The organism is Ornithinibacillus californiensis (genome assembly GCF_001038485.1).
Taxonomy (GTDB): Bacteria; Bacillota; Bacilli; order Bacillales; family Amphibacillaceae; genus Ornithinibacillus; species Ornithinibacillus californiensis.
Genome location: NZ_LDUE01000015.1, coordinates 51,808 through 76,009, shown reverse-complemented (window position 1 = coordinate 76,009; position 24,202 = coordinate 51,808). Strand labels below are relative to the sequence as shown.

Below are 24,202 nucleotides of genomic sequence, written 5' to 3'. Positions count from 1 at the left end.
TATGTTCTGTTTAGTTGGGATTAAACATTTTGCAAATATGTGGAAATTATAATAGAATATACAAAAAATTAGAAAGGATGTGGAACATGGAATATAAAGCAAGAACCGTTCCATTGGAATTGCAATTGTTTGAGGTCCTACATATGCGAACAGATTTAGGGGAAAAAGAGATGCAAAACTATTTTAATTTGAAAAAAGGCTATGAGGGAGAACTGCGATTTGATAGTTTTACAAACGAACTAACCTTAGATTGCCTCATACTAAATGACCTTCTGCTAAAGGCAGGCAACAACACTTTCCAGATTGACACCTTACTCATCGCCGATACCATTTATATTTATGAAGTAAAAAATTTCGAGGGTGACTTCTATTACAAGGACGACCGACTCTTAAGCCAGTCTAACTACGAAGTCAGCAACCCGCTTACGCAATTATCTCGTGCCGAATCCCTCTTAAGACAACTACTCCAAAGTATAGGAATAACTACTTCCATTAACTCCTCCGTCGTGTTTGTCAACCCAGCGTTCACCCTTTACCAAGCCCCCATCGATAAGCCCATTATTTACCCAACCCAACTAAACCGCTACATGAAGCAATTGAATAGTGTTCCCTCAAGGATCGGGAAGAAGCATAAAGCGTTAGCAGACAAACTGATTTCCATGCATCTAACCGAGTCACCTTATCAGCAGCTGCCAGAGTATGAGTATGGGGAGTTGCGGAAGGGGGTTGTTTGTCGCGGGTGCGGGGCTTTTATAGATACCGTGGTCGGGTTGTACTGTATTTGTAGGAGATGTGAAACGAAAGAAGCTATCCGAGAGGCAATTTTACGGACGGTACAAGAATTTAAATTATTATTTCCTAATGAATTAATTACAACTAGCGCAATTTACGATTGGTGTGGACAATTAATTCAAAAACAACGGATAAAGCGAATTCTGGAGAGGCACTTTAAGCATATCAGTAATAATAGATGGTCTTATTTTGAGTAGAATGAGTAGTTTAAAGGTGATGAGCACTGTATCATCACCTTTTTTGCTTGTTTTTCTTTCACTTTGATGATGAGCGCTCTTCTCATCATCACTTTGGCTGGATTTTCATTAATTTTGATGATGAGCGCTCTTCTCATCATCACTTTGGCAGGATTTTCATTAATTTTGATGATGAGCGCCCTTCTCATCATCACTTCGGCTGGCTTTCCCATAAAATTTGATGATGAGCGCCTTCCTCATCATCACTATAGCAACATTTTTCACTAATTTTAATGGTGAAAGCCACCCATCCCCCCAAAAACAAAAAAAAACGACCCCAAAACCCCAGGTCGCTCTCCACCAAACCCTACCCAACCTCATACATCGCTGTAGCCGTGGCTGGATCGGTATCATACAAATCTACTTCTATCCCGCGCTCGGTCAAAATGTTCCCTACGGACATGCGAGCAAGGTCTTTCATGTTGTTGTCTTTACTTAAGTGTGCGAGGTAAATCCGCTTCGTATTGTTATCGATAATATCGGTTAAAGCCAATCCGCAGTCTTCATTAGAGACGTGGCCGGAGTCGCCTAGGATTCGGCGTTTGACGCTCCATGGATAGCGGCCCATGCGGAGCATGCCGACATCGTGATTAGATTCGAAAACGTAGGCATCCGCACCTTCGACGGTTTTCTTAATCTTCTCAGAAACGTAGCCGAGGTCGGTGACCAATGCAACTTTCTTTCCACCATTACGGAACACGTAAAACATGGGCTCAGCAGCGTCATGGGATACCCCAAATGATTCTACATCGATGTCGCCGAATGTTTTTACTTCTTCCATATTAAATACGAATTTCTGATCTAATGAAAGCTTACCAAGTGAGCCATCCATGGCTTTCCAGGTTTTTTCATTTGCATAGATTGGTAGATTATATTTTCGAGCTAGTATCCCTAGTCCCTTGATATGGTCACTATGTTCATGGGTTACTAGAATGCCGTCTAATCCTTCAGGGGAAACGTGGACTTCGCTAAAGAGCTTGTCCATCTGTTTCCCGCTAAGACCGGCATCTACTAATAATTTGTTCTTATCTGATTCTATATAAAAAGCGTTTCCCGTACTCCCTGATGCTAGGACGCTAAATCGTAATGTCATTGCTGGTTCACTCCGATTACTGAAGTTTGCTAGTGATTGTGTCTAGCATTTTCTTTTTAAATTCTTCTTTCCCTTTGATCGCTCTTACGTTATCTATGCTGGAGTATAGTACAATATTGACGAAATCATCATTTACTGGAATAACTTTTTGCTCATAAGCATTAACTAAGCGGTTGTGGCTGTCATTAATTCGTATTTTCCAAGTTGGCACGAGTACTTGACGACCACTATCTAAAGGAAGAAATGTATGGTAACCTATTTCAACTTCGGTTACTTCATCCTTGGCGAACAATAAGTTACTATCATATAGTATTCGAATGGCTGATAAAGGTTTTATCAGTGTCTTCTCCTCATTAGAGGCTTCTACTTCGCCTAAATACGATTGTGTGTAAGCAACTATCTCATTGTTTGCATTTAGATAGGCGATAATGACACCATTCTGATTATAATACACTGGTCTTTCATTCTTTTTTTGGAAAAATACAATGATGTTTCGGTCCTGGTCCCAGTGATCAAAGCTATACTCATTCCCTAAGTATACCGCACTGGTGACTAGTTGTGCTATAGCCTCAGAGGTAGCATTTTCTGGAATAGCAACTGCCTCTTCTAACAGTGCAATAATAAAATTACGGTTCACTACTTCAATTTCTTGATTGTCTCTTTCTTTAATATCCTCAATCTCTTCTTCACTAAAGATTTTCTGTTGTGTCGTAATTAATGGTTCTTCCGGTAGAGATTCTGGTAATTTTTCAGGAATAATGATTTCTTCTTGTTTTAAGAAATCTTGTTCCTGTTCATTTGCAATGCTCTCTAAAAGGCTTAGATCTTCTTGTTTCTGAATAACTAACACCAAGAGGTAAATATCAAGAAGTAAGAAGGAAAGGATAAATAACGTTTTTATTTGTCCCCACTGCATCCTAACTCACTTCCTCTCTGTGTATGTCATCTTCTAATAAAACTTGCTGCCAAATATCATTTACTTTGATATACCATGTTGGTGTTAACGATATATAAGCATTTTGGTCAGCTGGTACATGATAACTTAAACGATAGCCGACACGAATATCTTGAATTTCACTAATGTTATATAACGAATTCGTATTCTTTAAATGATTAATTACATCCAATCCAGTTTCTAATACATAGTTCTCTGAAGCGGTAGTATATATTTTATAGATTGGTTGTCTATGTTCTGCAAGCTCATTATTAACAAGACGCTGCTCAATAGTAGCTAAATTATCTGGGTTGAATACCGGATATCCTTTATAATGCATCTGGTAGGTGATCAAATTATTCATTCTGTTAACGTCTTCTAAATGATAATCATGTAGCCAGCCTTTATATCCGTTAATCTCAGCAATACCTTTATCTAGTAACTCGATGGTATTCATCGGATCGACAAACATTTCTTCTTGGGGATCTATGAACTCCAAGCTTAGCTCATGTTCAAAAACTTGCATGGCTCGTGTTCCATCTTGATACCATGTAATATTTTCTTCTGTTCGATTCTCCACAACCTCTTTAGGATATGGGAATAATGCATTTTTAATAATATTAGCCTCATTTGCTGGTTCGTAGGTGGTCCACGTGTAATACGTCATCTTAGGCTCAATCGGTAAATAGACCGGGTATTCTCTGTCCTCTAACTTGATATACTCCTCTAACCCAGTCAGGTTTTTAATATAGTTGTCTAACACCTCATACTTTTGCGTGTTATTTACATCTGCACGAAGTTGCGTCTTGCCATCGGTTGACAGGAAAATAAAGGTTAGCGAATTGGTAGACTCAGAAAACGTTATATACACTCGCTGGAAAGACAAGTTTTCTTGTATGCCGAAATTATCCTGATTGTTGACAGTAAATAAGTTCGGTATTATTTCCATTGGTAGTTCTTCTGGGTAAATTAACTCGACTAATAAATCATTATTCGGTCTTCCATTTCCGTCTACTGCTCGGAAATTATATAGCACCCAAGAGGTCATATCATTGTATAACTTTATACGATCATTAGGGTTTGCAAATCCGAAATAGGATTGTTGAAATTTATTTTTACTAAATATGATCTGGCTTGGTTGTACGATGGCTTTCTTTGTTTTTTCCGTGCCTCCTAGGTCTAGTTCACTCGGATCTAGTAGTTGCTCTTCATCTAATAGGTCATCATTGGGCGAATAGCTCCATAGGCTGATGGATAGGATGAGGCTAATTCCTACTAGGATGGCTAACGTATAGGATTTAATGACTTCTAGTTTCATTAGTTATTCCTCCGCTTCTTACCCATTAGCGGTAGCGTAAATAGGATGGTTGTTCCTTTACCTTCTTTACTTTTCGCCCAAATTTTCCCGTGATGTGCCTCCACTAACTCTTTGGAAATGGCAAGACCTAGACCAGTTCCACCAAGCTTACGCGTTCTTGCCTTATCCACGCGGTAAAAACGCTCAAATATCTTATCTAACTTGTCATAAGCAATACCCATACCTTCATCGGTAATGGAAACCATTAGCTGATGTCGATGTTTGATGACCTTACAAGTAACCGTACCACCCTCTGGAGAGTACTTAATTGCATTAGAAATGATGTTATCAAGGACTTGCATTAACTTATCTTTATCAATCCAAACGAATAACTTCTCATTCGGTAAATCCCGAACAAACGCAATATGCTCTGGTGCGTTCATTTCAAATCGGTCAATAATGTGATGGAACAGCGAAATAAAGTCGGTACGTTCTTTTTGCATTTGTTGTTCCTTATTATCTATTTTGGATAACTGTAATAAGTCATTGACCATTCGAATCATTCGCTCGGTTTCATTTTGGGTGACATCAAGGAACTTCGGAGCGATTGCTTCATTTTTCCACTCGCCATCAATGAGTGCTTCTAGGTAGCTCTTCATTGTCGTCAGTGGTGTTCGTAATTCATGCGAAACATTCGATACAAATTCTCTACGTTCTTGTTCTATCTTCTCTTGTTCCGTAACATCACTAATAACTGTAATAAATCCTGTAATTTCATCATCATCGTCTGTTACGGTAGAGAAGTTTGCTCGTATTAGGAAGATTTCATTTTCATCACTAAAATCAATAATCATGGAGCCATTTTCCGGTAACTCCGATAAATCTACTGCTTTCTCATCGAGTTTAAGGACATCCATAATAAATTCGCCATATATCTCTTCTGGGTTCACCCCAAGTAGAATACCAGCAGGCTCATTCATTAACGTTACTGCACCAAATTCATCGGTTGCGATAACGCCGTCAGACATATTTTCAATAACGGAATTGAGCTTTCTTGTTTCTTCCTCCGTTTTGGCATAGGAATGTTTTAATTGGTCATTTAGATCATTAAAAGCAATTGCCAGCTGGCCAATTTCATCGGTACCGTAGACATTAACCTTCTGGGTGAAGTCCCCTTTCCCCATTATTTGGGCTTGTCTTCGCATTTCCATAATTGGCTTGGTTATCGCTCGCGCAACTAATATTCCTAGTAATGCCGAAACTAAAATTGCCCAAAGCGTCCCATTATAGAAGATCTGGTTAATATCTTTTAACTGTTCATAAATGTCCTGATACGGCGCTTCTACATAGATCGCACCTACAATATTATCCTGTTCATCTATGAGAGGCGTTGACTGCACGTAGGTTCGATTATTCTCCTGATCTCTGCCATCATTTCTATACTCTTTACCAAATAATATAGCTACTTGGATTGGTTCTAACGTTATCTTCTTGTTAACCTTATCCTGTTCATTAAAGTTGTTCGTAGCTACTACTCGACCAAGATTATCAACTACTAACAGGTTCCACGAGCTATTTGTATCGATATCTCGTACAATACCTTGTATATCTTGTTGAAGTGATTGCTCCTGATCGTCAGTACGCTCCTTGTTAAAGGCGTCTACAAGATAATGACTGAGTACTTCAATCCTTCCATCAATGGAGGTTTTAAAGTTTGTTGTCAATTCTCGCTCCAATGATGAGGTAAAATACGAACCAATAATTTGGATGGCAATTAATATCAATAAGATATAAATTAAGATTAATTTTAATTGTATTGAGCGGAAAAATCCGACTTTATGCATGAAAACCTACTCCTGATCAGGGTTGCGTAAATAATATCCAACACCACGACGTGTAACAATCCACATTGGGTTACTTGGATTTTCTTCTATTTTCTCCCGTAGTCTTCTTACTGTTACATCCACTGTTCTTACGTCGCCAAAGTAGTCATAGCCCCAGACGGTTTCCAGCAAATGCTCTCTCGTCATCACTTGCCCAATATGGCGAGCTAAGTAATGCAAAAGTTCAAATTCGCGATGTGTCAATTCAATTTCTTTTCCATCTCTTGATACGCTATACGCATCTGGGTGAATGGTAAGGGAACCGATTGTGATATCTTTGTTTTCCCTTCCTGGCTCTTCTGCGACATGTTGCTGTCTTCTAAGATTTGCCTTCACTCGAGCGATTAACTCGCGGTTACTAAATGGCTTTGTTACATAGTCATCTGCACCTAGTTCTAACCCTAACACTTTATCGATTTCTGAATCCTTCGCCGTTAACATGATAATCGGCATTGATTTTGTTTTTCGAATTTCACGGCATACTTCATTACCATCTTTATTCGGTAACATGATATCGAGTAAGATTAAGTCTGGGTTTTCCGCATCTGCAAGCTTTATTGCTTCATCACCATCATTGGCTACGACTACTTCATAACCCTCTTTTTCTAGGTTAAACTTCAAAATATCTGCTATTGGTTGCTCATCGTCTACAACTAAAATCTTCTGTGCCATACGAACACTTCCTTTTCTTCGATTATTTATATATATTACCAGTTGACTTTTTTAATAAGATTCATTTTCTATATTTTAACTCAAGTTTGATGAAATGTCTTGTGGCTTAAGGATGATATGGTTCTTTTGTTTAATAAGCTATTATCATAGGCACTTTCTATCGTGATCCGCAGCCAGTATACACTGCGCTTTCCGCGGGCGGCTGGTAAGCCTCCTCAGAGCTAAAGCTCTTGCGGGGTCTTACCTATGCCTATCCTCCCGCTGGAGTCTCCGTGTATACTGGCTGCTCAGTGGATATAATATTTACTTATTTCCCTACAAAATAATCCTCTCAAAAAGCCTTATTAAAAAAGCCGACTCATCTTATAACACCATGAGTCAGCTTTTCTTGTATTTTTTTTAGTTTAAATAGTTTAGTGGGTTTTGGAGTGCTCCGTTTTTGTAGACTTCGAAGTGTAGGTGTACGCCTGTTGAGTTTCCAGTTGATCCCATGACACCGATTTGTTGTCCTTTTTGTACGGTTTGTCCAACGTTTACGTTAATGGAAGAAAGGTGAGCGTAGATAGTTTTCATTCCATTATTATGGTTGATTTCAATTTTATTTCCAAAACTACCTTGGTATCCAGCAAATACAATTGTTCCATTGTCAGCCGCTAGGATAGCGCGGTTTGATGGACCTGCAATATCAATTCCTTTATGGTAAGATCCCCAACGATAACCAACATGGCTAGAAATATAACCGCCAACGGCTGGCCAGCTTAGATTACCTGTACCTCGTGAAGGAATGACCTTTGTTCCTTTTACAATGATTTTATCTACTACTTCTTTCACAACTTCTTCTTCTAAGACATCGCGGTTAGCAACTTTACCATTGCGAACTTCAATCGCATAGTGTACTACCTTTTCACCATCGGAACCTTGTTGTTTTACTTTCTGATCGCCTTTAAACATAGAATCCGATTCTTCTACTTTTGTTTGATGAGCAATTTTTTCTTTTGTCTTTTCTTCTTTTTTAACAATGACATCAACGAACGGCTTTAGCTCTGTTACGTTAAGTTCCTGTCCAATTTGAATTAGAGTGTCTTCCTTAATGGAAGGGTTTAACTCTAGCAAAGTTTCTAAGGATAGATCATATTTGGAAGCAATTGCTCCTAATACTTCGCCTTCTTGAATCGTATGTTTCTCTTCTTGAAGAGTACCTTTTTCTAGTAACTTTAGACCATCTGCTACAGTTAAAACTTCTTTCGGATTAACTTTTTTATCAGAATATGAAACTTCTTCTGAAAGTGTAACGTCTAATATAGTAGATTCACCAACTGCAAGGTCTGCTGGACTATCAGCGATTTGGGGACCGCCTGATTCTTCTTCGGCAGATTTTGCAGATTCTATTAAGTTTAATGTTTCTGCATCAATATATTTAAGCTTGTAGTCTTCTACAACCTTTTGTGCATCCAATTCATCTTCAAAATATCCTACAACCTCGTCACCAATTACCAGCTCAACAGCTTGTGCTTTGACTGTTAAATTTTCTTCTAGGTAATTAGTAATAGAATCATTCTTGTATGTAGGATTAAAAACTAGTTCGGATACAAATTCGACATTTTCACCGATACTTAGGTCAATATCCTCATATTCACCTTTAGCTTTATTTAGCTTGTCTTGGATCAATTGCTCCACGACCTGTTGGTCACTGACATGCCCGATATGCTTACCGTCTACATATATATGATGTACTTGCTCTACGCTGTTAGTTTCTTCCGCAAAGACAATTCCCGTAGCTAATACTGTTACAAGTCCGGTACTAATTATTGCTCTTTTAAGCAGGCTTTTATTCTGCTTAACTTGCTTTCTTTTTCCCGAGAACACGCGATTTCCCCCTATTACTATGAAATATATATTAAAAAGATTATTTTTATAGATTAAAAGACCTATTTATATCCTCTACTAATCTACCATAGTTTTGATAGGGAAGGAACACTATCCGAGTTTTTGTAAACAAAATGTATAATAACTTACAACATTTTCAGAAAAAAATGTATTTTTCTCCATAAAAATGTTGGAAAAGGGGTATTTTTTACCATATTTATACAGTTATTTTACATTCATGTAACATTACGTAATAATATAGAACTATTAAAAAAGAGAGCACATATGCTCCCTTTCTTAGTTTCCATATACGCCTCGAACGACATTTGTTTGGGTTCGATCAGGTCCAACAGAGAAAATCGACAGTGGAATTTGGGTCAACTGTGAAATTCTTTCTAAATAGTGTCTTGCATTGATTGGGAGTTCGTGTAAGCTACTAACATTTGTAATATCTTCTGACCATCCCGGCATTTCCTCATATACGGGTTCACACTCCGCGAGCACTTTTAGACTTGCTGGGAACTCTTCCATGACTTCACCCTTGTACGTATACGCAACACATATTTTTAACGTTTCAATTCCTGTTAACACATCGATGGAATTAAGCGACAGATCCGTAATTCCGCTTACCCTTCTTGCATGTCTGACAACGACACTATCAAACCAACCAACTCGGCGTGGTCGACCTGTAGTTGTACCATACTCCCTACCTACTTCGCGTATTTGGTGTCCAACTTCATCATGGAGTTCTGTCGGAAAGGGTCCGTCCCCAACACGTGTCGTGTAGGCTTTCGATACGCCAACAACATGTTTAATTTTCGTAGGGCCCACTCCAGAGCCAATCGTTACGCCACCTGCTATCGGGTTTGATGACGTAACAAATGGATATGTCCCCTGATCAATATCTAACATGACACCTTGTGCCCCTTCGAATAACACACGACGTCCTTCGTCAAGTGCTTCGTTTAAAACGACGGAAGTATCACAAACATATTTGGCCAGCTGTTGTCCGTACGCATAATATTCTTCTAATATATCCTCAACTTGTAGTGGCTCAACCTCATAAACCTTTTCAAATAGACGATTTTTCTCTTTCAGGTTTTGTTCTAATTTTTCACGGAATGCATCTTTATCTAATAAATCCGCAATACGAATACCAGACCTTGCTGCCTTATCCATGTAAGCTGGGCCAATCCCTTTTTTCGTCGTACCGATTTTATTTTCACCCTTTTCTTCTTCTTGCAAAATATCTAACTTCAAATGATAGGGCAGGATAACATGGGCACGATTACTAATCTTTAAATTATCCGTCGAAACATCACGTTCATGCAAATACGCAATCTCTTCAACAAACGCTTTTGGATCAATAACCATTCCATTACCTAGTACACAGATCTTTTCCTTAAAAAAGATTCCTGAGGGAATTAAATGGAGTTTATAGGTTTCACCATCAAACTTTATCGTATGACCTGCATTGTTACCACCTTGATATCGAGCTACAACTTCTGCATTCTGTGATAAAAAGTCCGTAATCTTCCCTTTACCTTCATCGCCCCACTGGGTTCCAACTACTACTACTGAGGACATATGACACCTCCTGGGTTTATTGTTAATTGTATGTATATTGGTTTTGCACAAGGGTTATTTTAACAGTATTATGTTAATTATTCAACATAAATACGAACATTGGTTATAATTTATTGTATAACGTTCGTTAATTTGTGTATTGTAGTTATTCCAGCTTTTTATTAGTGTTGTCTTTAAATGAAAAATCATGCTTAAACTGTTCAAGTTATATGCCGGACTTTATTCGTGTGGGGGTGTCATAGAGAAATCTTCTCTCGGACAGTTTCTCTGTACTCCGCGGGTTTTTTTCCTAGAGAACCGTTCTCTCGGACACTTTCTCCGTTCTCCACGGGTTTTTTGTCTTAGAGAACCGCTCTCTCGGACATTTTCTCCATTCTCCGCGGGTATTTGTCTTAGAGAACCGCTCTCTCGGACATTTCTCCCTTTCTCCATGAGTTTTTGTCTTAGAGAACCGCCCTCTCGGACACTTTCCTCTGTTCTCCGCGCGATTTTGTCTTTGAGAACCGCTCTCTCGGACAACTCCTTCGCCCTCTGCAGCTTTTTGTCCGAGAGAACAGCTCTCTCTCGCCCCCACCGCCAGCACAAGCAAAACCATCCCCAAAAACAAAAAAACAGCCTCAAAAAGAGACTGTTATGCATGAATCGGTTCTGGTGGTACATCACTTGCTTGGTAGCGATGGTCCAAATCTACGAACTTATTATATTCTTTTACGAAGGCCAGTTCTACAGTACCAACTGGACCGTTACGTTGTTTTGCTAGTATGATTTCAATGATGTTTTGTTTTTCGGATTCTTTGTCATAGTAATCATCTCGGTATAGGAAGCCAACGATATCGGCATCCTGCTCAATCGATCCTGATTCACGAAGGTCGGACATCATTGGACGCTTGTCCTGACGTTGTTCCACACCACGGGAAAGCTGTGATAGAGCAATCAAAGGAACGTTTAACTCACGAGCTAGTTGTTTTAAGGAACGAGAAATCTCGGAAACTTCCTGCTGACGGTTTTCTCCTGGTTTCCCACTACCTTGGATTAATTGTAGGTAATCAATCATAATCATTCCTAGGCCATGTTCCTGCTTTAGACGACGGCATTTAGAACGAATCTCACTTACACGGATACCTGGTGTATCATCAATAAAGATTCCCGCATTGGAGAGACTTCCCATCGCCATCGTAAGCTTTGTCCAGTCATCGGGCTCTAGGCTACCATTACGTAGACGGTTTGCATCGATATTCCCTTCTGCACAAAGAATACGTTGTACAAGCTGGTCTGCACCCATCTCCAAACTAAAAATCGCTACATTCTCACCCGCATTAACCGCAACGTTTTGCGATATATTCAAGGCAAAAGCCGTCTTACCCACGGAAGGACGTGCAGCAATGATGATCAGGTCATTTCGTTGGAAACCGGATGTCATTTTATCTAAGTCACGGTAACCAGTTGGAATACCGGTAACATCTGCTTTACTTTGATGGAGCATTTCAATCTTGTCATAAACATCAATTAGTACATCTTTTATTTGTTTGAAGCTTCCTGTATTCTTACGGCCAGAAACCTCAAGAATCTGCTTCTCCGCTTCGTTTAAAACATCCTCAACCTCATCTTCACGGTCAAAGGTGGACGTTACGATATCTGTTGCGGTTCTGATTAATCTACGAAGGACTGCTTTTTCTTCTACGATTTTTGCATAGTATTCGATATTAGCTGCAGTTGGTACACTTTCAGCTAGTTGTGATAAATAAGTTACCCCACCCGCTTCATCCAATTGCTTTGTATCGGAAAGAGCAGTAGTAACCGTAACAAGATCGATCGGTTCTCCTCTATCTGACAGCGTAAGCATCGTATCAAAGATTCGCTGGTGGCTTGCGCGATAAAAATCACCTGGCATTAGTAGCTCAGATGCTGTAGAGAATGCCTCTGGTTCAAGAAAGATAGCTCCGATAACGGCCTGTTCCGCTTCAATATTATGTGGTGGAGTACGATCGTTCCATTCACTCATGACTTGTTTCCCCCTTTAACCTGAGCCTCAAATAACTTATTGTTCGACAACATGAACTTTAACCGTCCCTGTAACTTCCGGATGAAGTTTAATAGGAACATTCGTAAAGCCTAACGCACGAATTGGTTGGTCTAGTTCAATTTTACGTTTATCAATCTTAATACCATAGTCTTTTTGAAGTGCCTCACCAATTTGTTTACTAGTAATAGAACCAAATAGTCTACCACCATCACCAGATTTAGCTTTTAATTTCACTTCTAAGCTTTCAATTTTTTCCTTTAATTGTACAGCAGCTTGTTTCTCTTCCGCTTCTAACTGTTTGGATTTACGTTTTTGCGCATCCAAAGCCTTCATGTTTCCAGCCGTTGCTTCTTCTGCAAGGTTATTTTTGAGTAAGTAGTTTCTAGCATAACCGTCGGATACGTTCTTTACTTCGCCTTTTTTCCCTTTACCTTTTACATCTTGTAGAAAAATTACTTTCATTCTACTTCTCTCCCCTCGTAATACTCGTCTAATATATCTTTCAGATGCGCTTCTGCATCTTCAATTGTTGTATCTTCTAATTGTGTCGCAGCATTCGTTAAATGCCCGCCACCATTCATTTGTTCCATAATAATTTGTACATTAATTTCGCCTAAAGAGCGTGCACTGATACCAATCTTTCCATCACTTCGCTCGGCGATTACAAATGACGCGGAAATTCCTGTCATCGTTAATAAAGTATCAGCCGTTTGTGCGATTAGAACCGGTCCGTAAACATCACCAGGATCTGCTTTTGATATCGCAATCGATTGGCGATAAATATTTGTTCGTTCAATTAGTTTACTGCGTTTCACATATAAATCCAAGTCTTCTTTTAAAAATTGTTGCACTAATACGGTATCGGCACCTTTTGCTCGTAAATACGATGCCGCATCAAAGGTTCTAGAACCAGTTCGTAACGTAAAGCTCTTCGTATCGACAATAATACCAGCAAGAAGGGCTGTTGCCTCAAGCATTCTAAGCTTCTCACCTTTAGGCTGATATTCTAAAAGCTCTGTAACCAGCTCAGCCGTTGATGATGCATATGGTTCCATATAAACTAGTGTCGGATTATCAATAAACTCCTCAGCACGTCTATGATGGTCAATAACCACTTTATATTCCGACTTGCTTAACAGTCGCTTGCTAACGACCATGGAAGGTTTATGCGTATCCACAACGACAATTAAACTGCGGTTCGTTATTAAATCTTCAGCCGTTTCCGGGTCAATGAAATGCTGCCAAATATTCGGCTCTGCTTTTACCGCATCTATCAGTCGATTGACGCCTGTGCTCACATCATCGGGGTCAAATACGATGTAACCATCTATCCCATTGGTCTGTGCAATGTTCATGATTCCAATTGCAGAACCGATCGAATCCATATCTGGTCCCTGGTGTCCCATAATAATGACACGGTCACTCGCTCGAACTAAATCTCGTAACGCATGTGATATTACCCTTGCACGGACACGAGTACGTTTTTCCATTGGGTTCGTCTTTCCACCATAGAAGCGAACTTTTCCAGAATCATCTTTAATTGCTACCTGGTCTCCACCTCGGCCAAGCGCTAGGTCAAGGCTGGATTGTGCTAACTGTCCTAACTCCGGTAACGGTGCATTCCCAACGCCCACCCCAATACTTAACGTAATAGGGATATCTAATTCTGAATTAAGTTCATGCATTTCATCTAAAATATCAAATTTAGCTTTTTCAAGGTCTTTTAGTATTTCTTTCGTTCCAACCGCTAGGAAGCGATCCTGCGATGTACGTTTTAAATATAACCCATAGGAACTCGACCATTGATTTAGGAAAGCTGTCACCTCTGAATTAAGCTGACTTTTAATGGTATCGTCCATGTTCTGCGTAATTTCATCGTAATTATCAAGAAAAATAATAAATAATACCGTTTGATCATTGTGATACAACGTTTCTAATTCCGCTTGCTCCGTACGGTCAAAGAAATAAATTAATCGTTCTTCTTTACGAATAATCGCCTGAAACTCAAACTCTTCTATACTAATACGAGTTTCATCATGATTCTCTTTAATCATTGGAATCAAGTCTTCCGATATCACATTAAGTGATTCACCAACAACCGTATCTTCATCGGTAAATTGGTTCATATAATGATTCGTCCACTCGACGTTATAATCTTCACTAAAGAGAATGATACCAATTGGCATTTCGAGTAAGGCTTCTTCTCCTACTTTCTTTACTCGGTAGGATAAGGTTGAGATATATTGTTCCGTCTCATCCGTTAATTTCTTTTCTATTTGAATGGTGTAGTAAAACGACAAAGCTAATAAAACTGTCATAATACTTCCAAGGATCCATTCATAATACCAAATAAATCCAAGCAAGATGACAGAGACTGCGTAAATGAGCCATAAATGCTTACTTAACTTTGGTCGTTTTAACTTATCTGACATGTCTATTCAGCTCCTATTAATGAGCACTCTAATTTTAATTCATAACTATTATTGTACCATACGTTCCCTAAGTCCGAACCCTAAATCAATTATACCTAAGATTCGAATCAATGGAAGTAGTAATGGTGCAAAAATAACGGTTAATACAACCACTATAATTGGTATCGCAATGCTTTTATTCTTGTGATGGGTAACAAAGAAAACAAAAGAAAGTCCTTGTATCGCCATCAACAACCCAGTTAGCATCATCACATTTTGTAAAGCGATAAGCACAGTTCCATTCGGATCGTTTTGGAAAAGGGAAAAGATAATAGCAAATAGATAAATCCAAAGAATGGATTTCGGGAATTTCAAATTCCGAAACTTAGGGAAACGTAACTGTTTCTTTTCCATTCGGTTAACAATCTTATAGCCAATCCATTGATTTAGCAGAGCAAGTAACAGCGCCGTAAATACGATAAAGACTGGATATAGCTGTTTATATAAATTGACCTGTTGCTCGACGATGGCAAGATCCTCTTCGGAAACTTCTCCCATACCTAAATCGATGGTCATTTGCTTACTCATTTCCAATATTTGATCCATTTGTTGGTTAAATTCGTTTAAAATATTGACATTGAATGCTAAAAAGGCAAAAACCAAAGCAAATAGGATACCAGCAACATAGCCTAATGTCCCTCTTGCCCACGTTTCATATGGCGTTAATTCCTTATGGATAGCAGAACCAATCATAATGCCTCCCAAACCAGCAAATATGGTTAAAGGAACAGATATAATCGTAGCTACAAGTACAGACAATAAGATACTGACTGCCAGCATAACCAAGGCTGGCTTCCAATCATGTTTTGCCGAGTAAATAATAAAAGGAACAGCTAGTACTAACACGGTAAAGAACGAAAGAACCGGGAGATAAACGGATGCCAGTAGCATTCCGATAAATACCAATGTGAATAGTGCTCCATCTGTTAATTGTTTTGATTTATTCATCTAGTTTGCACCTCATATTTACGTTAAAGTTTATTGTCATATGATAACATGTTTAATGGTGTATACGGTATTAGAAAGAGTATATTGCTAGAGTGTGATGCACATGAGGGGCATTCTGAAGTTTAGGGTGAAATGTCATACTTTATATTAAGCTTTATGTGACAACTTCCATTATAATATAAAGGAAGTCATAATTAAAGGGTTGAAAAATCGTGATTCTCTGGAAAACATTTATATTAAGTCTCCAATTACCAGCAAAACAAACCGTCTTTAAACTGAACCGTATTCCGATGGATATTACGGTTTTCTATATGTTTATCCTACTGTTCATCGTATCCTTGCCTTCTTTAGTAGACCAACTTACGAAAACTACAGGCATTGGTTCAGATATGAATATTATATTTCGCTTTATTTACTTTTTCATATTCTATTATTTACCACTAACGATTATGGTATTTTTATTAATTACATTATTAGCTTATGTGTTTACCTGGATTGCAAAAGTCATGCAGCGCAAGTTAAAGTTACAGATTCTATGGAAAATGATCGCCTATAGCACGACGATACCTTTTATTGCTTACATGGTTATTGCTTTCATTTATCCGATTGATGATAGTTATTTATTATTTACGCTAATATGGACATTGTTCCTATTGCTTAAGATTATTACGGTATATCCTAAAAGGAAGACTCGTTAATTGTATAGTCACAAGAAGCTTGATGGAATATTGAAATCAAGCTTTTTTTGTGATCTTTTAGATTTTCTTGGGATTGGTATCACGATGATTCCTTAATCCAAATTTTCCATTCTTCCACGCCATCTACTTCAATAACACTTCCTTTATTCGTGGCTGGTACATCACTATCGATATAACCTATTTCATATCCATATTCCTCATTAGTAATTATAGTTTGAATGTCGCCCTTTCCTTCAAAAGGTCCATTCATTTGGACAACTTCTTCAGCTCTCCATTGACCATTAGCTTTTCGAACGTCCGCAACCCAAATATCCTTATCATTCATTACGCCTCGAAAGACAATGAGGACTAACGCTTCATTCACTTGATGAGAACCATATACAATTATTTCTCTTTCTTTGTTTCCAATCTCTATCGTCTTTAAGGCATCTTCTGGTGAGTTAGCTGCATCTATATTAATCTCATCACAACCAACAAGTAAAAAGAACAATGATAGTATTGCTAGGATTACGTTTGACTTCATTGTTTCACCTCCAATTAAATTATTCCAGAACTGCTTTAGTACCCGATAGTTTAATCAGGAATGTTACGTTCTTCTTCCAATTGGCTAATTCTCTTATCGAGCTCCTCAATTTTTTTACTGGAATTTATGCCGGCAGCTATTCCTTTTTTAATCACAATAAAAATCAGAAAACCTATTAAGAATAGAATTACTAATAGAATTACTAAACTGAGTAAAAAATCTGTCAGATGAAAGTTAGTCATAAGCACCCACATTCAACAAACTACTCTTTCAATTATTTTCTATCTTCGTCAGAGTTATCGTCTATCCAACTACTTTTTCCAAAAACCCATTGATTTTTCTCTAAAATCAAGTGACTAGTAATTATGGAAAGAAAAAAAACTATCGATGGATGGCTTGTTTTAAGTATGCTAGTCACAACTAAAAAGAGAACAATAGATAAAAATATCAGAACCAAAGTATATGCAATTCCCTTTTCCATAAATATCCTCCAACTCCTTTTCAACCTTATATCATAGGTGAAAGTGGTTTTCCTTATTTAACCATTACACATATTAGTTTAAGGACTTAAAATAAAAATGTCGTAATGATATTTTGTTATTTCTTTTTCAAAATTGCTTCCTGTACAAATTGATTCGGATTTTCCCAATCACGTGTAATCTTATAATCTTCTCCATCATGTTGGATAGTCATTTGCCCTTTGGTTTCAACTAGTTCCGAAAAGCTGTCATCATAGTATTTCACTGATACAGTATAATCGTAGTCAACCGAACCATCCTCATTTTCTTCCGTCTTTTCCAAAATAACATCTTGTAACTCACTACTATAACCAGTATTCTCTGCTACTACGGTAATGAAACGAAAATAACGCCTAATAAAAAAATGTTCATATTCCTCTTCAGAAAGGTATGACTTAACTTTTTCTCCGATTTCCACTGCTGTCGGTGGATCAGAAGCATCTTCAACCATATATTGGTTTGTTTTGTATTCCATTACGAATTCCTTGACTTCATTTTCATCGAAGGCGTTGTTGCTACAGCCACTAACTATCAAAAACATACCTATAAGTAACATTATCCAAATGAATTTTTTCATAAATGAACCTCCTTTACTTTACATACGATATGGGACTATAACTAGTTTCAAAATTCCGTTAATTATCCAAAAATAATATTAAAATTAAACCATTATAAAAAGGCGACCTTATTGGATCACCTTCTTTAAGTATTGCACTCGTTAGTATAAGTAAAATTATTCACTATATAGCTTGTTAGAATACTCTAATGAAATAACTGTATTTTTATTTTCAACACATCCATTGTATTTCATTATCTTTCTCATTGGATTGTTGTTGATTTGAGTAGCACCTAAATAAGACTTTGCTTTAAAATCTACTTTCAATCTATATAGCCCTATCAGGTGTAGGTTTTTGCCCCAGCCCTTCCCTCGAAATTTAGGATGAATACCTATCCAAAAAATACGTCCTTCGTTGTCCTTATCTGGTTCGAGGTGAGGAAAGACCACTCCAATAGGTTCATTATTAACTTTATAGATAGTGAACATTTTCTGAATTTGTAATGGCAGTTCAGTTATCATACTCATAAAAAACTTTTCAATATCATCCATATTTCTATCCATTACTTCAGATAGAAATGAAAGAGATTTCTCCTCAGTAATTGACCATACTTCGTAATCTAAGCCCTCAATATCTAATAAATTTCTCAAAGACCTTTTATAAATAACTCTTTCACCTATTATCTTCATCTTTTCCATTATGCCATTTAATTGTTCTAAATGAATTCTAGGGCATTCTAGCAACACCTTTTTATATTTGCTATATTTAGTTTTAATTAAGAGATCATTTATAAGACCATCGATTTGTTCCGCTAGAATCAAATTATCTTCTAACATTTCCAACATTATTTGTCCGTCACTAATTATGCTATGTACACCAACTTCTTTAAGTTTGTTCAGTATTCCATTCATAATCTATACTCCCTTTATTCCTATAATAAACTTATCTATTATCAATATGGGTATTACTCTTCTTCAACTCCTGCCCCATTAATTGAATTGTCATCACCATTACAGTAAAGCACCCGATTCTTTAATAAGGTATTATGTTCAACTGTTAATTTTTTTGTTCTTCATTGACCGCTGTAAACGCAAACCCTTTAAATGAGGTTTGCTATTTAGATACACGAGTAAAAAGGATACTACAATAAAAAGTATACATTTCACAATATCCCTCCTCTTTATCATTACGGAACTTCACTAAACCCAGTTAGAATCAATCGAGCAACTTTCTATTAATCAATACATACGTAATCGTTAATAAAACCAACATTGCAATTATAAGAACCGTGTTCTCATGAGGATAGTCAATAAAACTATGGATAACTACTAACAATCCCAGGGGCATAAAAAAAACTCCTCCTGTAACTCTACCTAATAAAGATTTATTTTTTATGTTTTTTTCATTAAATCCAGCTAATAACCACGTTTGTTTTTTCACAGCCACCAAATAGGAAAACAGTAAGAGAGCTATACCAATAATTAAAAGACCATATTCCATCTTTAAACCTCCATAATCCGTATATTTTTACCAATACTATATATACGATTCGCAATCAAAAAAGGTTTCTTTATTCAACTAAACTGTTCCTTTAGCCTATCTTTACTTCTATCTTAACAAGGGTATTCTTAATACGTTGTAAATTCAGTCAAATAAGTGTTGATATTAATACATCGAGAATATAGAGTTAATTGCTTTTTAAATTGTTATGTAATTTATTGATGAGCTATAGACAATTGAATATTGAACCATTTTGTTATACAGATTGATCACAACTTTTAAGCAATTAAAAATGACTAACAAATGTCTCATTATTTATTAGTCATAAGTTTATATGGTATAAATGCTTTTACAACGTAGTAACAATCGGTCCTTCTTTTGTAAGAATAATCGTATGTTCATATTGAGCAACAAAACTATCATCAGTTAAGTAGGTCCAACCGTCATTGGATTGGTAAACTTCCTCTTCTAATGTCGAGATAAACGGCTCAAAGGCAATAACCATACCCTCTTTTAGAATTTCGTCATCCCAGCGAGAAAAATAATTGAAGATATGATCTGGAGCTTCATGTATTGAGCGTCCCACACCGTGTCCGGTAAGATTTTTAATAACAGTTAAGCCATGCTTTTTGGCTACATTTTGTACTGCTTTTCCAAGAGCGCTCTTTTTCGCACCTGGTTTAGCTTTCTCCAGTCCTGCATCAAAAGCTTCTTTGGCAACGTCACAGATTTTCTGCAATATTTCCTCTCCTTGTCCAACAACGAAGGAAATACCTGTATCTGCGAAATAACCATCCTTAGAACCTGAAACGTCAATATTAACAAGGTCCCCTTCTTGAATGATACGTCCCCCTGGAATACCGTGTGCAACTTCTTCATTTACACTAATACACGTATAACCAGGAAAGTCGTACTCTCCTTTTGGTGCAGATAGTGCTCCTGCATCTTCAAACATCCTGCCAGCTATTTCATCCAGTTCTTTTGTTGTAATTCCTGGTTTCGTACGTAGAACTAATTCATTTCGAATTGCTCCACATATTTTACCTATTTCTTTTAATCCTTTAAAATCCTCTTCTGTCTTTGCAATCATCGTGTATCCTCGCTTTAAACTATATATTTTAGTTATTATTTATTCGACCCTAGCAAATAGGATAGCTTATTTTCTTCAAAAAGGCTAAATTATTAAGCTGATACAATCTAATAATTCGACATACCAATAGTTGGTAATGGTGGATCAGGCGTAAAGGTTTCAATTCCAGCGTATATTAATAACAAAGTCCATAGAATCATACCAACTACGCTTCCAATTTTGATCAACTTAATCTGTATATCCGACAACTCTGGAATTTCTTTATATCTCCATCGGTCTAAAAAGAGATAACTTTCTTCAGGTTCATATAGACCCCAAAAACCAAAAATATAAACCGGGATGGAGAAAATTAAGAGTATGAAAAACATTACCTATCCCCCCATTCGCTTTATTATTTATACGAAACTTCTAAGTAAAAAGTTTCAGAAACGTCCTATGTACCTGTTCATAAAAAGAAAGAGGTTACCTCAATTGAGATAACCTCTGTTCTTATTACTCAGCCACATATGGCAATAAAGCCATTTGACGAGCACGTTTAATTGCAATTGTAAGTTTACGTTGATATTTTGCAGAAGTTCCAGTTACACGACGAGGAAGAATTTTTCCACGTTCAGAAATGAAACGCTTTAGAAGATCAACGTCTTTGTAATCGATGTTTGTAATACCGTTAGCTGTGAAGAAACACACTTTACGGCGCTTACCACCGCGTCCACGACGAGCTGCCATTAGTAACCCTCCCTTTTATGAGTTCTTATATTTTCATTTGATTTATATTAGAATGGTAAATCATCATCAGAAATATCAATTGGCTCACCATTATCTTTAAATGGATCATCGTCATATTGATTTTGGTTCTGGTTTTGATTTTGGTTTCTATTTTGGTTCTGATTTTGTTGGAATCCTGGTGAATTATTATAGTCTTGTCCCCCGCGTCCTTGGGAAGAACCTTTGGACTCTAAGAACTGTACACTATCTGCAACAACTTCTGTTATATAAACCATTTTTCCATCCTGACCTTCAAAAGAACGCGTTTGAATTCGTCCATCAACACCAATTAAACTACCTTTTTTCATATAGTTAGCAAGAGTTTCTGCAGGTCTTCTCCAAATAACACAGTTAATGAAATCGGCTTCTCTATTTCCTTGTTGGTTAGAGAAAGGACGATTGACGGCAACTGTAAAATTGGCTACTGCTACTCCATTCGGTGTATAACGTAAATCAGGATCCTTCGTTAACCTGCCGACAAGTACGACACGATTTAACATCAGAACCACTCCTTATTATTTATCATCTTCGCGAATTGCAATATGACGAATAATATCTTCAGAGAACTTAGCTAGACGATCAAATTCATTAACTGATTTTTCATCGCCAGAGAAGTTAATTAAAACATAATATCCATCACGGTAATCATTAATTTCATATGCTAGGCGTTTTTTGCCTACTTCTTTAACGTTTGCGATCTCCGCCCCGTTATCTGTTAAGATACCGTTGAAACGCTCGATTAAAGCTTTTTGCGCTTCCTCTTCCATGTCTGGGCGGATGATGTACATGATTTCGTATTTTCTCATCCGTTACACCTCCTTTTGGTCTTAGCGGCCCTTGTCTGTTGAAAGTGAACTTTCGCACCAAGAGCAAGGAGTAATTTAAGTTTCATTACTCACAATAGTGTATTATAGCAAATTTCATATGAAATAACAAGTCTTCGAAGATTCCTTTTTTACGTTATACTAATGCCAATATATTGATGTCGATCGTAACCCGCAGCCAGAATACACTTCGCTTTCACTTCCAGTACAGGGGCGACATCTGCTCGAAAAAACCATCGCAGTGTCTACCTTGCCGCCGGGCGGCTGGTGAGCCTCCTCAGAGCCAAGGCTCTTGCGGGGTCTCACCTAGGCCTATCCTCCCGCAGGAGTCTTCGTGTATTCTTGCCACTCAGTGCAGTAGCTCAATTTCTACTTCCATTTAACAAAAACCATAATTAAATTAAACATTAAATCGGAAGTGTATTACGTCGCCGTCTTTTACGATGTAGTCTTTTCCTTCTAGGCGTACTTTTCCTCTTTCGCGGGCTACTGTCATGTTGCCTGCTTCTACTAGGTCGTTGTAGGAGACTGTTTCTGCTCGGATAAATCCTCGTTCGAAATCGGTATGGATGATTCCTGCTGCTTGTGGTGCTTTAATGCCTTTTCGGAACGTCCAGGCGCGTACTTCTTGGACTCCGGCTGTAAAGTATGTTGCAAGTCCTAATAGGCTGTATGATGCTTTAATTAGCTTATCAAGGCCTGACTCGGTAATGCCTAGTTCTTCTAAGAACATTTCTTTTTCTTCTTGGTCTAATTCTGAAATTTCTTCTTCAATTCTTGCGCAGATAACAATGACCTCTGCACCTTCGTTGTTAGCATATTCTTTTACTTTTTGTACATTTGGGTTGTTATCAGGTTCAGCAATTTCATCTTCACCAACGTTAGCTACATATAGCATTGGTTTGCTTGTTAGTAGGTGAAGACCTTTAACCATTTTTTGTTGCTCATCGGTAAATTCAATCGCACGAGCTGGTTTTTCTTCTTCCAGACCTGTCTTTAACTTGGAAAGCACTTCAAATTCAACAAGTGCATCCTTGTCCTTTTGTCTTGCAAGCTTTTCAACACGTTGGAAACGTTTATTGACGGTTTCCAAGTCTGCTAGAATTAGCTCTAAATTGATAATTTCGATATCATCAATTGGATCTACTTTCCCAGACACGTGTGTGATGTTTTCATCAACAAAACAACGGACAACCTGACAGATTGCATCCACCTGCCTGATGTGAGATAGGAATTGGTTTCCTAATCCTTCACCTTTACTTGCACCTTTTACAATTCCAGCAATATCGGTAAATTCAAATGTTGTTGGTACTGTTTTTTTCGGTTGTACTAACTCGGTTAATTTATTTAAGCGCTCATCAGGCACTTCCACCATACCTACATTCGGATCGATTGTTGCAAAGGGATAGTTAGCTGCCTCTGCGCCTGCTTGGGTAATTGCATTAAATAATGTAGACTTTCCTACGTTTGGAAGTCCGACGATTCCTGCTGTCAATGCCATGTATTTTCCACTCCTTAAGGATTCCATTCATCTTCTGAACGCGTTCGATAGTTCAATTATAGATATTGCTATGAAAAAAGACAAGCTAGTAAAAAGCAAAAATAGGCCTCAAGTAGAAGCCTATTTTTCGCTTTTTACCCTATTATTTTTATGTTTTCTCTATCTATCTATGAAACAATTTACCATTTTATAGTAAATTAGTCCATACAAAAGTATTATTCTGGCGCCTTTTCTAATATCTTTTTCATTTTCTTTGTAAAATCTCGGCGGGGAATCATGACACTGTGATCACAGCCCATACATTTAATTCGAATATCCATGCCCATGCGGATGATCTTCCAACGATTTTCACCACACGGATGGGGTTTTTTCATTTGTACAATATCATGTAATTGATAATCCTTATCCACCATTTTGTACATCC

General features: G+C 37.6%; 26 protein-coding genes. 2 read left to right on the top strand and 24 right to left on the bottom strand.

Features of this window, described 5'->3' with window-relative positions; genetic code table 11:
* The first annotated feature begins 86 nt into the window (after positions 1–86).
* On the top strand, positions 87–989 hold the full coding sequence (locus tag TE34_RS03685) for a nuclease-related domain-containing protein (RefSeq protein ID WP_047983480.1): 903 nt from the start codon (positions 87–89) through the stop codon (positions 987–989).
* Positions 990–1,335: 346 nt separating this feature from the next.
* On the opposite strand, the gene TE34_RS03675 is transcribed toward TE34_RS03685, so the two are convergent.
* The 11 genes from TE34_RS03675 to TE34_RS03620 form a co-directional block, all read right to left on the bottom strand.
* Positions 1,336–2,121 carry an MBL fold metallo-hydrolase gene (locus TE34_RS03675; RefSeq protein WP_047983478.1) on the bottom strand — a complete coding sequence of 262 codons (786 nt, stop codon included), beginning with the start codon at positions 2,119–2,121 and terminating at the stop codon, positions 1,336–1,338.
* A 16-nt stretch (positions 2,122–2,137) separates the two neighbouring features.
* Positions 2,138–3,037, bottom strand: a complete 900-nt coding sequence (locus tag TE34_RS03670) for a two-component system regulatory protein YycI (RefSeq protein ID WP_047983477.1) — start codon at positions 3,035–3,037, stop codon at positions 2,138–2,140.
* Position 3,038: 1 nt separating this feature from the next.
* The gene (locus tag TE34_RS03665) at positions 3,039–4,373 is read right to left on the bottom strand and encodes a YycH family regulatory protein (protein WP_047983476.1); all 1,335 of its coding nucleotides are present in this window, start codon (positions 4,371–4,373) and stop codon (positions 3,039–3,041) included.
* Positions 4,373–6,196, bottom strand: a complete 1,824-nt coding sequence (gene walK / locus TE34_RS03660; protein WP_047983475.1) for a cell wall metabolism sensor histidine kinase WalK — start codon at positions 6,194–6,196, stop codon at positions 4,373–4,375. Before walK ends, TE34_RS03665 begins: the two co-directional genes overlap by 1 nt.
* Before the next feature lie 6 nt (positions 6,197–6,202).
* The gene (yycF, locus tag TE34_RS03655; protein ID WP_047983474.1) at positions 6,203–6,907 is read right to left on the bottom strand and encodes a response regulator YycF; all 705 of its coding nucleotides are present in this window, start codon (positions 6,905–6,907) and stop codon (positions 6,203–6,205) included.
* A 399-nt stretch (positions 6,908–7,306) separates the two neighbouring features.
* On the bottom strand, positions 7,307–8,773 hold the full coding sequence (locus TE34_RS03650) for a M23 family metallopeptidase (RefSeq protein WP_047983473.1): 1,467 nt from the start codon (positions 8,771–8,773) through the stop codon (positions 7,307–7,309).
* A gap of 297 nt (positions 8,774–9,070) precedes the next feature.
* Positions 9,071–10,360 (bottom strand): adenylosuccinate synthase, encoded by a 1,290-nt coding sequence (locus TE34_RS03645; protein WP_047983472.1) that lies wholly within the window; start codon positions 10,358–10,360, stop codon positions 9,071–9,073.
* Between the two features lie 631 nt (positions 10,361–10,991).
* Positions 10,992–12,362: a replicative DNA helicase gene (dnaB, locus tag TE34_RS03635; RefSeq protein ID WP_047983470.1), complete on the bottom strand. Its 1,371-nt coding sequence runs from the start codon at positions 12,360–12,362 to the stop codon at positions 10,992–10,994.
* A gap of 36 nt (positions 12,363–12,398) precedes the next feature.
* The gene (rplI, locus tag TE34_RS03630) at positions 12,399–12,845 is read right to left on the bottom strand and encodes a 50S ribosomal protein L9 (RefSeq protein WP_047983469.1); all 447 of its coding nucleotides are present in this window, start codon (positions 12,843–12,845) and stop codon (positions 12,399–12,401) included.
* Positions 12,842–14,815, bottom strand: a complete 1,974-nt coding sequence (locus tag TE34_RS03625; RefSeq protein ID WP_047983468.1) for a DHH family phosphoesterase — start codon at positions 14,813–14,815, stop codon at positions 12,842–12,844. The genes rplI and TE34_RS03625 overlap by 4 nt, the downstream gene beginning before the upstream one ends.
* Positions 14,816–14,863: 48 nt before the next feature.
* Positions 14,864–15,802 carry a YybS family protein gene (locus tag TE34_RS03620; RefSeq protein WP_047983467.1) on the bottom strand — a complete coding sequence of 313 codons (939 nt, stop codon included), beginning with the start codon at positions 15,800–15,802 and terminating at the stop codon, positions 14,864–14,866.
* 212 nt (positions 15,803–16,014) lie between these two features.
* Between TE34_RS03620 and TE34_RS03615 the strand changes: the two genes are divergently transcribed.
* Positions 16,015–16,500: a DUF1189 family protein gene (locus TE34_RS03615; RefSeq protein ID WP_047983466.1), complete on the top strand. Its 486-nt coding sequence runs from the start codon at positions 16,015–16,017 to the stop codon at positions 16,498–16,500.
* Positions 16,501–16,579: 79 nt separating this feature from the next.
* On the opposite strand, the gene TE34_RS03610 is transcribed toward TE34_RS03615, so the two are convergent.
* The 13 genes from TE34_RS03610 to TE34_RS03545 form a co-directional block, all read right to left on the bottom strand.
* Positions 16,580–17,023, bottom strand: coding sequence for a hypothetical protein (locus tag TE34_RS03610; protein WP_047983465.1), 444 nt, complete (start codon positions 17,021–17,023; stop codon positions 16,580–16,582).
* A gap of 50 nt (positions 17,024–17,073) precedes the next feature.
* A complete protein-coding gene (locus TE34_RS03605; RefSeq protein ID WP_157037572.1) occupies positions 17,074–17,265 on the bottom strand; it encodes a hypothetical protein in 192 nt (63 codons plus the stop codon).
* Between the two features lie 32 nt (positions 17,266–17,297).
* The gene (locus tag TE34_RS03600; RefSeq protein ID WP_047983463.1) at positions 17,298–17,504 is read right to left on the bottom strand and encodes a hypothetical protein; all 207 of its coding nucleotides are present in this window, start codon (positions 17,502–17,504) and stop codon (positions 17,298–17,300) included.
* A gap of 116 nt (positions 17,505–17,620) precedes the next feature.
* Positions 17,621–18,118 carry a hypothetical protein gene (locus TE34_RS03595; protein WP_047983462.1) on the bottom strand — a complete coding sequence of 166 codons (498 nt, stop codon included), beginning with the start codon at positions 18,116–18,118 and terminating at the stop codon, positions 17,621–17,623.
* A 156-nt stretch (positions 18,119–18,274) separates the two neighbouring features.
* A complete protein-coding gene (locus TE34_RS03590) occupies positions 18,275–19,009 on the bottom strand; it encodes a GNAT family N-acetyltransferase (RefSeq protein ID WP_047983461.1) in 735 nt (244 codons plus the stop codon).
* A 304-nt stretch (positions 19,010–19,313) separates the two neighbouring features.
* Positions 19,314–19,598 (bottom strand): DUF3784 domain-containing protein, encoded by a 285-nt coding sequence (locus tag TE34_RS03585; RefSeq protein WP_047983460.1) that lies wholly within the window; start codon positions 19,596–19,598, stop codon positions 19,314–19,316.
* Between the two features lie 349 nt (positions 19,599–19,947).
* A complete protein-coding gene (map, locus tag TE34_RS03580; protein WP_047983459.1) occupies positions 19,948–20,688 on the bottom strand; it encodes a type I methionyl aminopeptidase in 741 nt (246 codons plus the stop codon).
* Between the two features lie 107 nt (positions 20,689–20,795).
* Positions 20,796–21,056, bottom strand: coding sequence for a hypothetical protein (locus TE34_RS03575; RefSeq protein WP_053074955.1), 261 nt, complete (start codon positions 21,054–21,056; stop codon positions 20,796–20,798).
* Between the two features lie 124 nt (positions 21,057–21,180).
* Entirely contained in the window at positions 21,181–21,414 is a 234-nt protein-coding gene (rpsR, locus tag TE34_RS03570; RefSeq protein WP_047983458.1) for a 30S ribosomal protein S18, read from the bottom strand.
* Between the two features lie 47 nt (positions 21,415–21,461).
* Positions 21,462–21,953, bottom strand: a complete 492-nt coding sequence (gene ssb / locus TE34_RS03565; protein WP_047983457.1) for a single-stranded DNA-binding protein — start codon at positions 21,951–21,953, stop codon at positions 21,462–21,464.
* A gap of 15 nt (positions 21,954–21,968) precedes the next feature.
* A complete protein-coding gene (gene rpsF / locus TE34_RS03560; RefSeq protein WP_047983456.1) occupies positions 21,969–22,259 on the bottom strand; it encodes a 30S ribosomal protein S6 in 291 nt (96 codons plus the stop codon).
* Positions 22,260–22,677: 418 nt separating this feature from the next.
* A complete protein-coding gene (gene ychF, locus TE34_RS03555) occupies positions 22,678–23,778 on the bottom strand; it encodes a redox-regulated ATPase YchF (protein WP_047983455.1) in 1,101 nt (366 codons plus the stop codon).
* Positions 23,779–23,993: 215 nt separating this feature from the next.
* Positions 23,994–24,191 carry a DUF951 domain-containing protein gene (locus TE34_RS03545; protein ID WP_047983453.1) on the bottom strand — a complete coding sequence of 66 codons (198 nt, stop codon included), beginning with the start codon at positions 24,189–24,191 and terminating at the stop codon, positions 23,994–23,996.
* Positions 24,192–24,202: the final 11 nt, after the last annotated feature.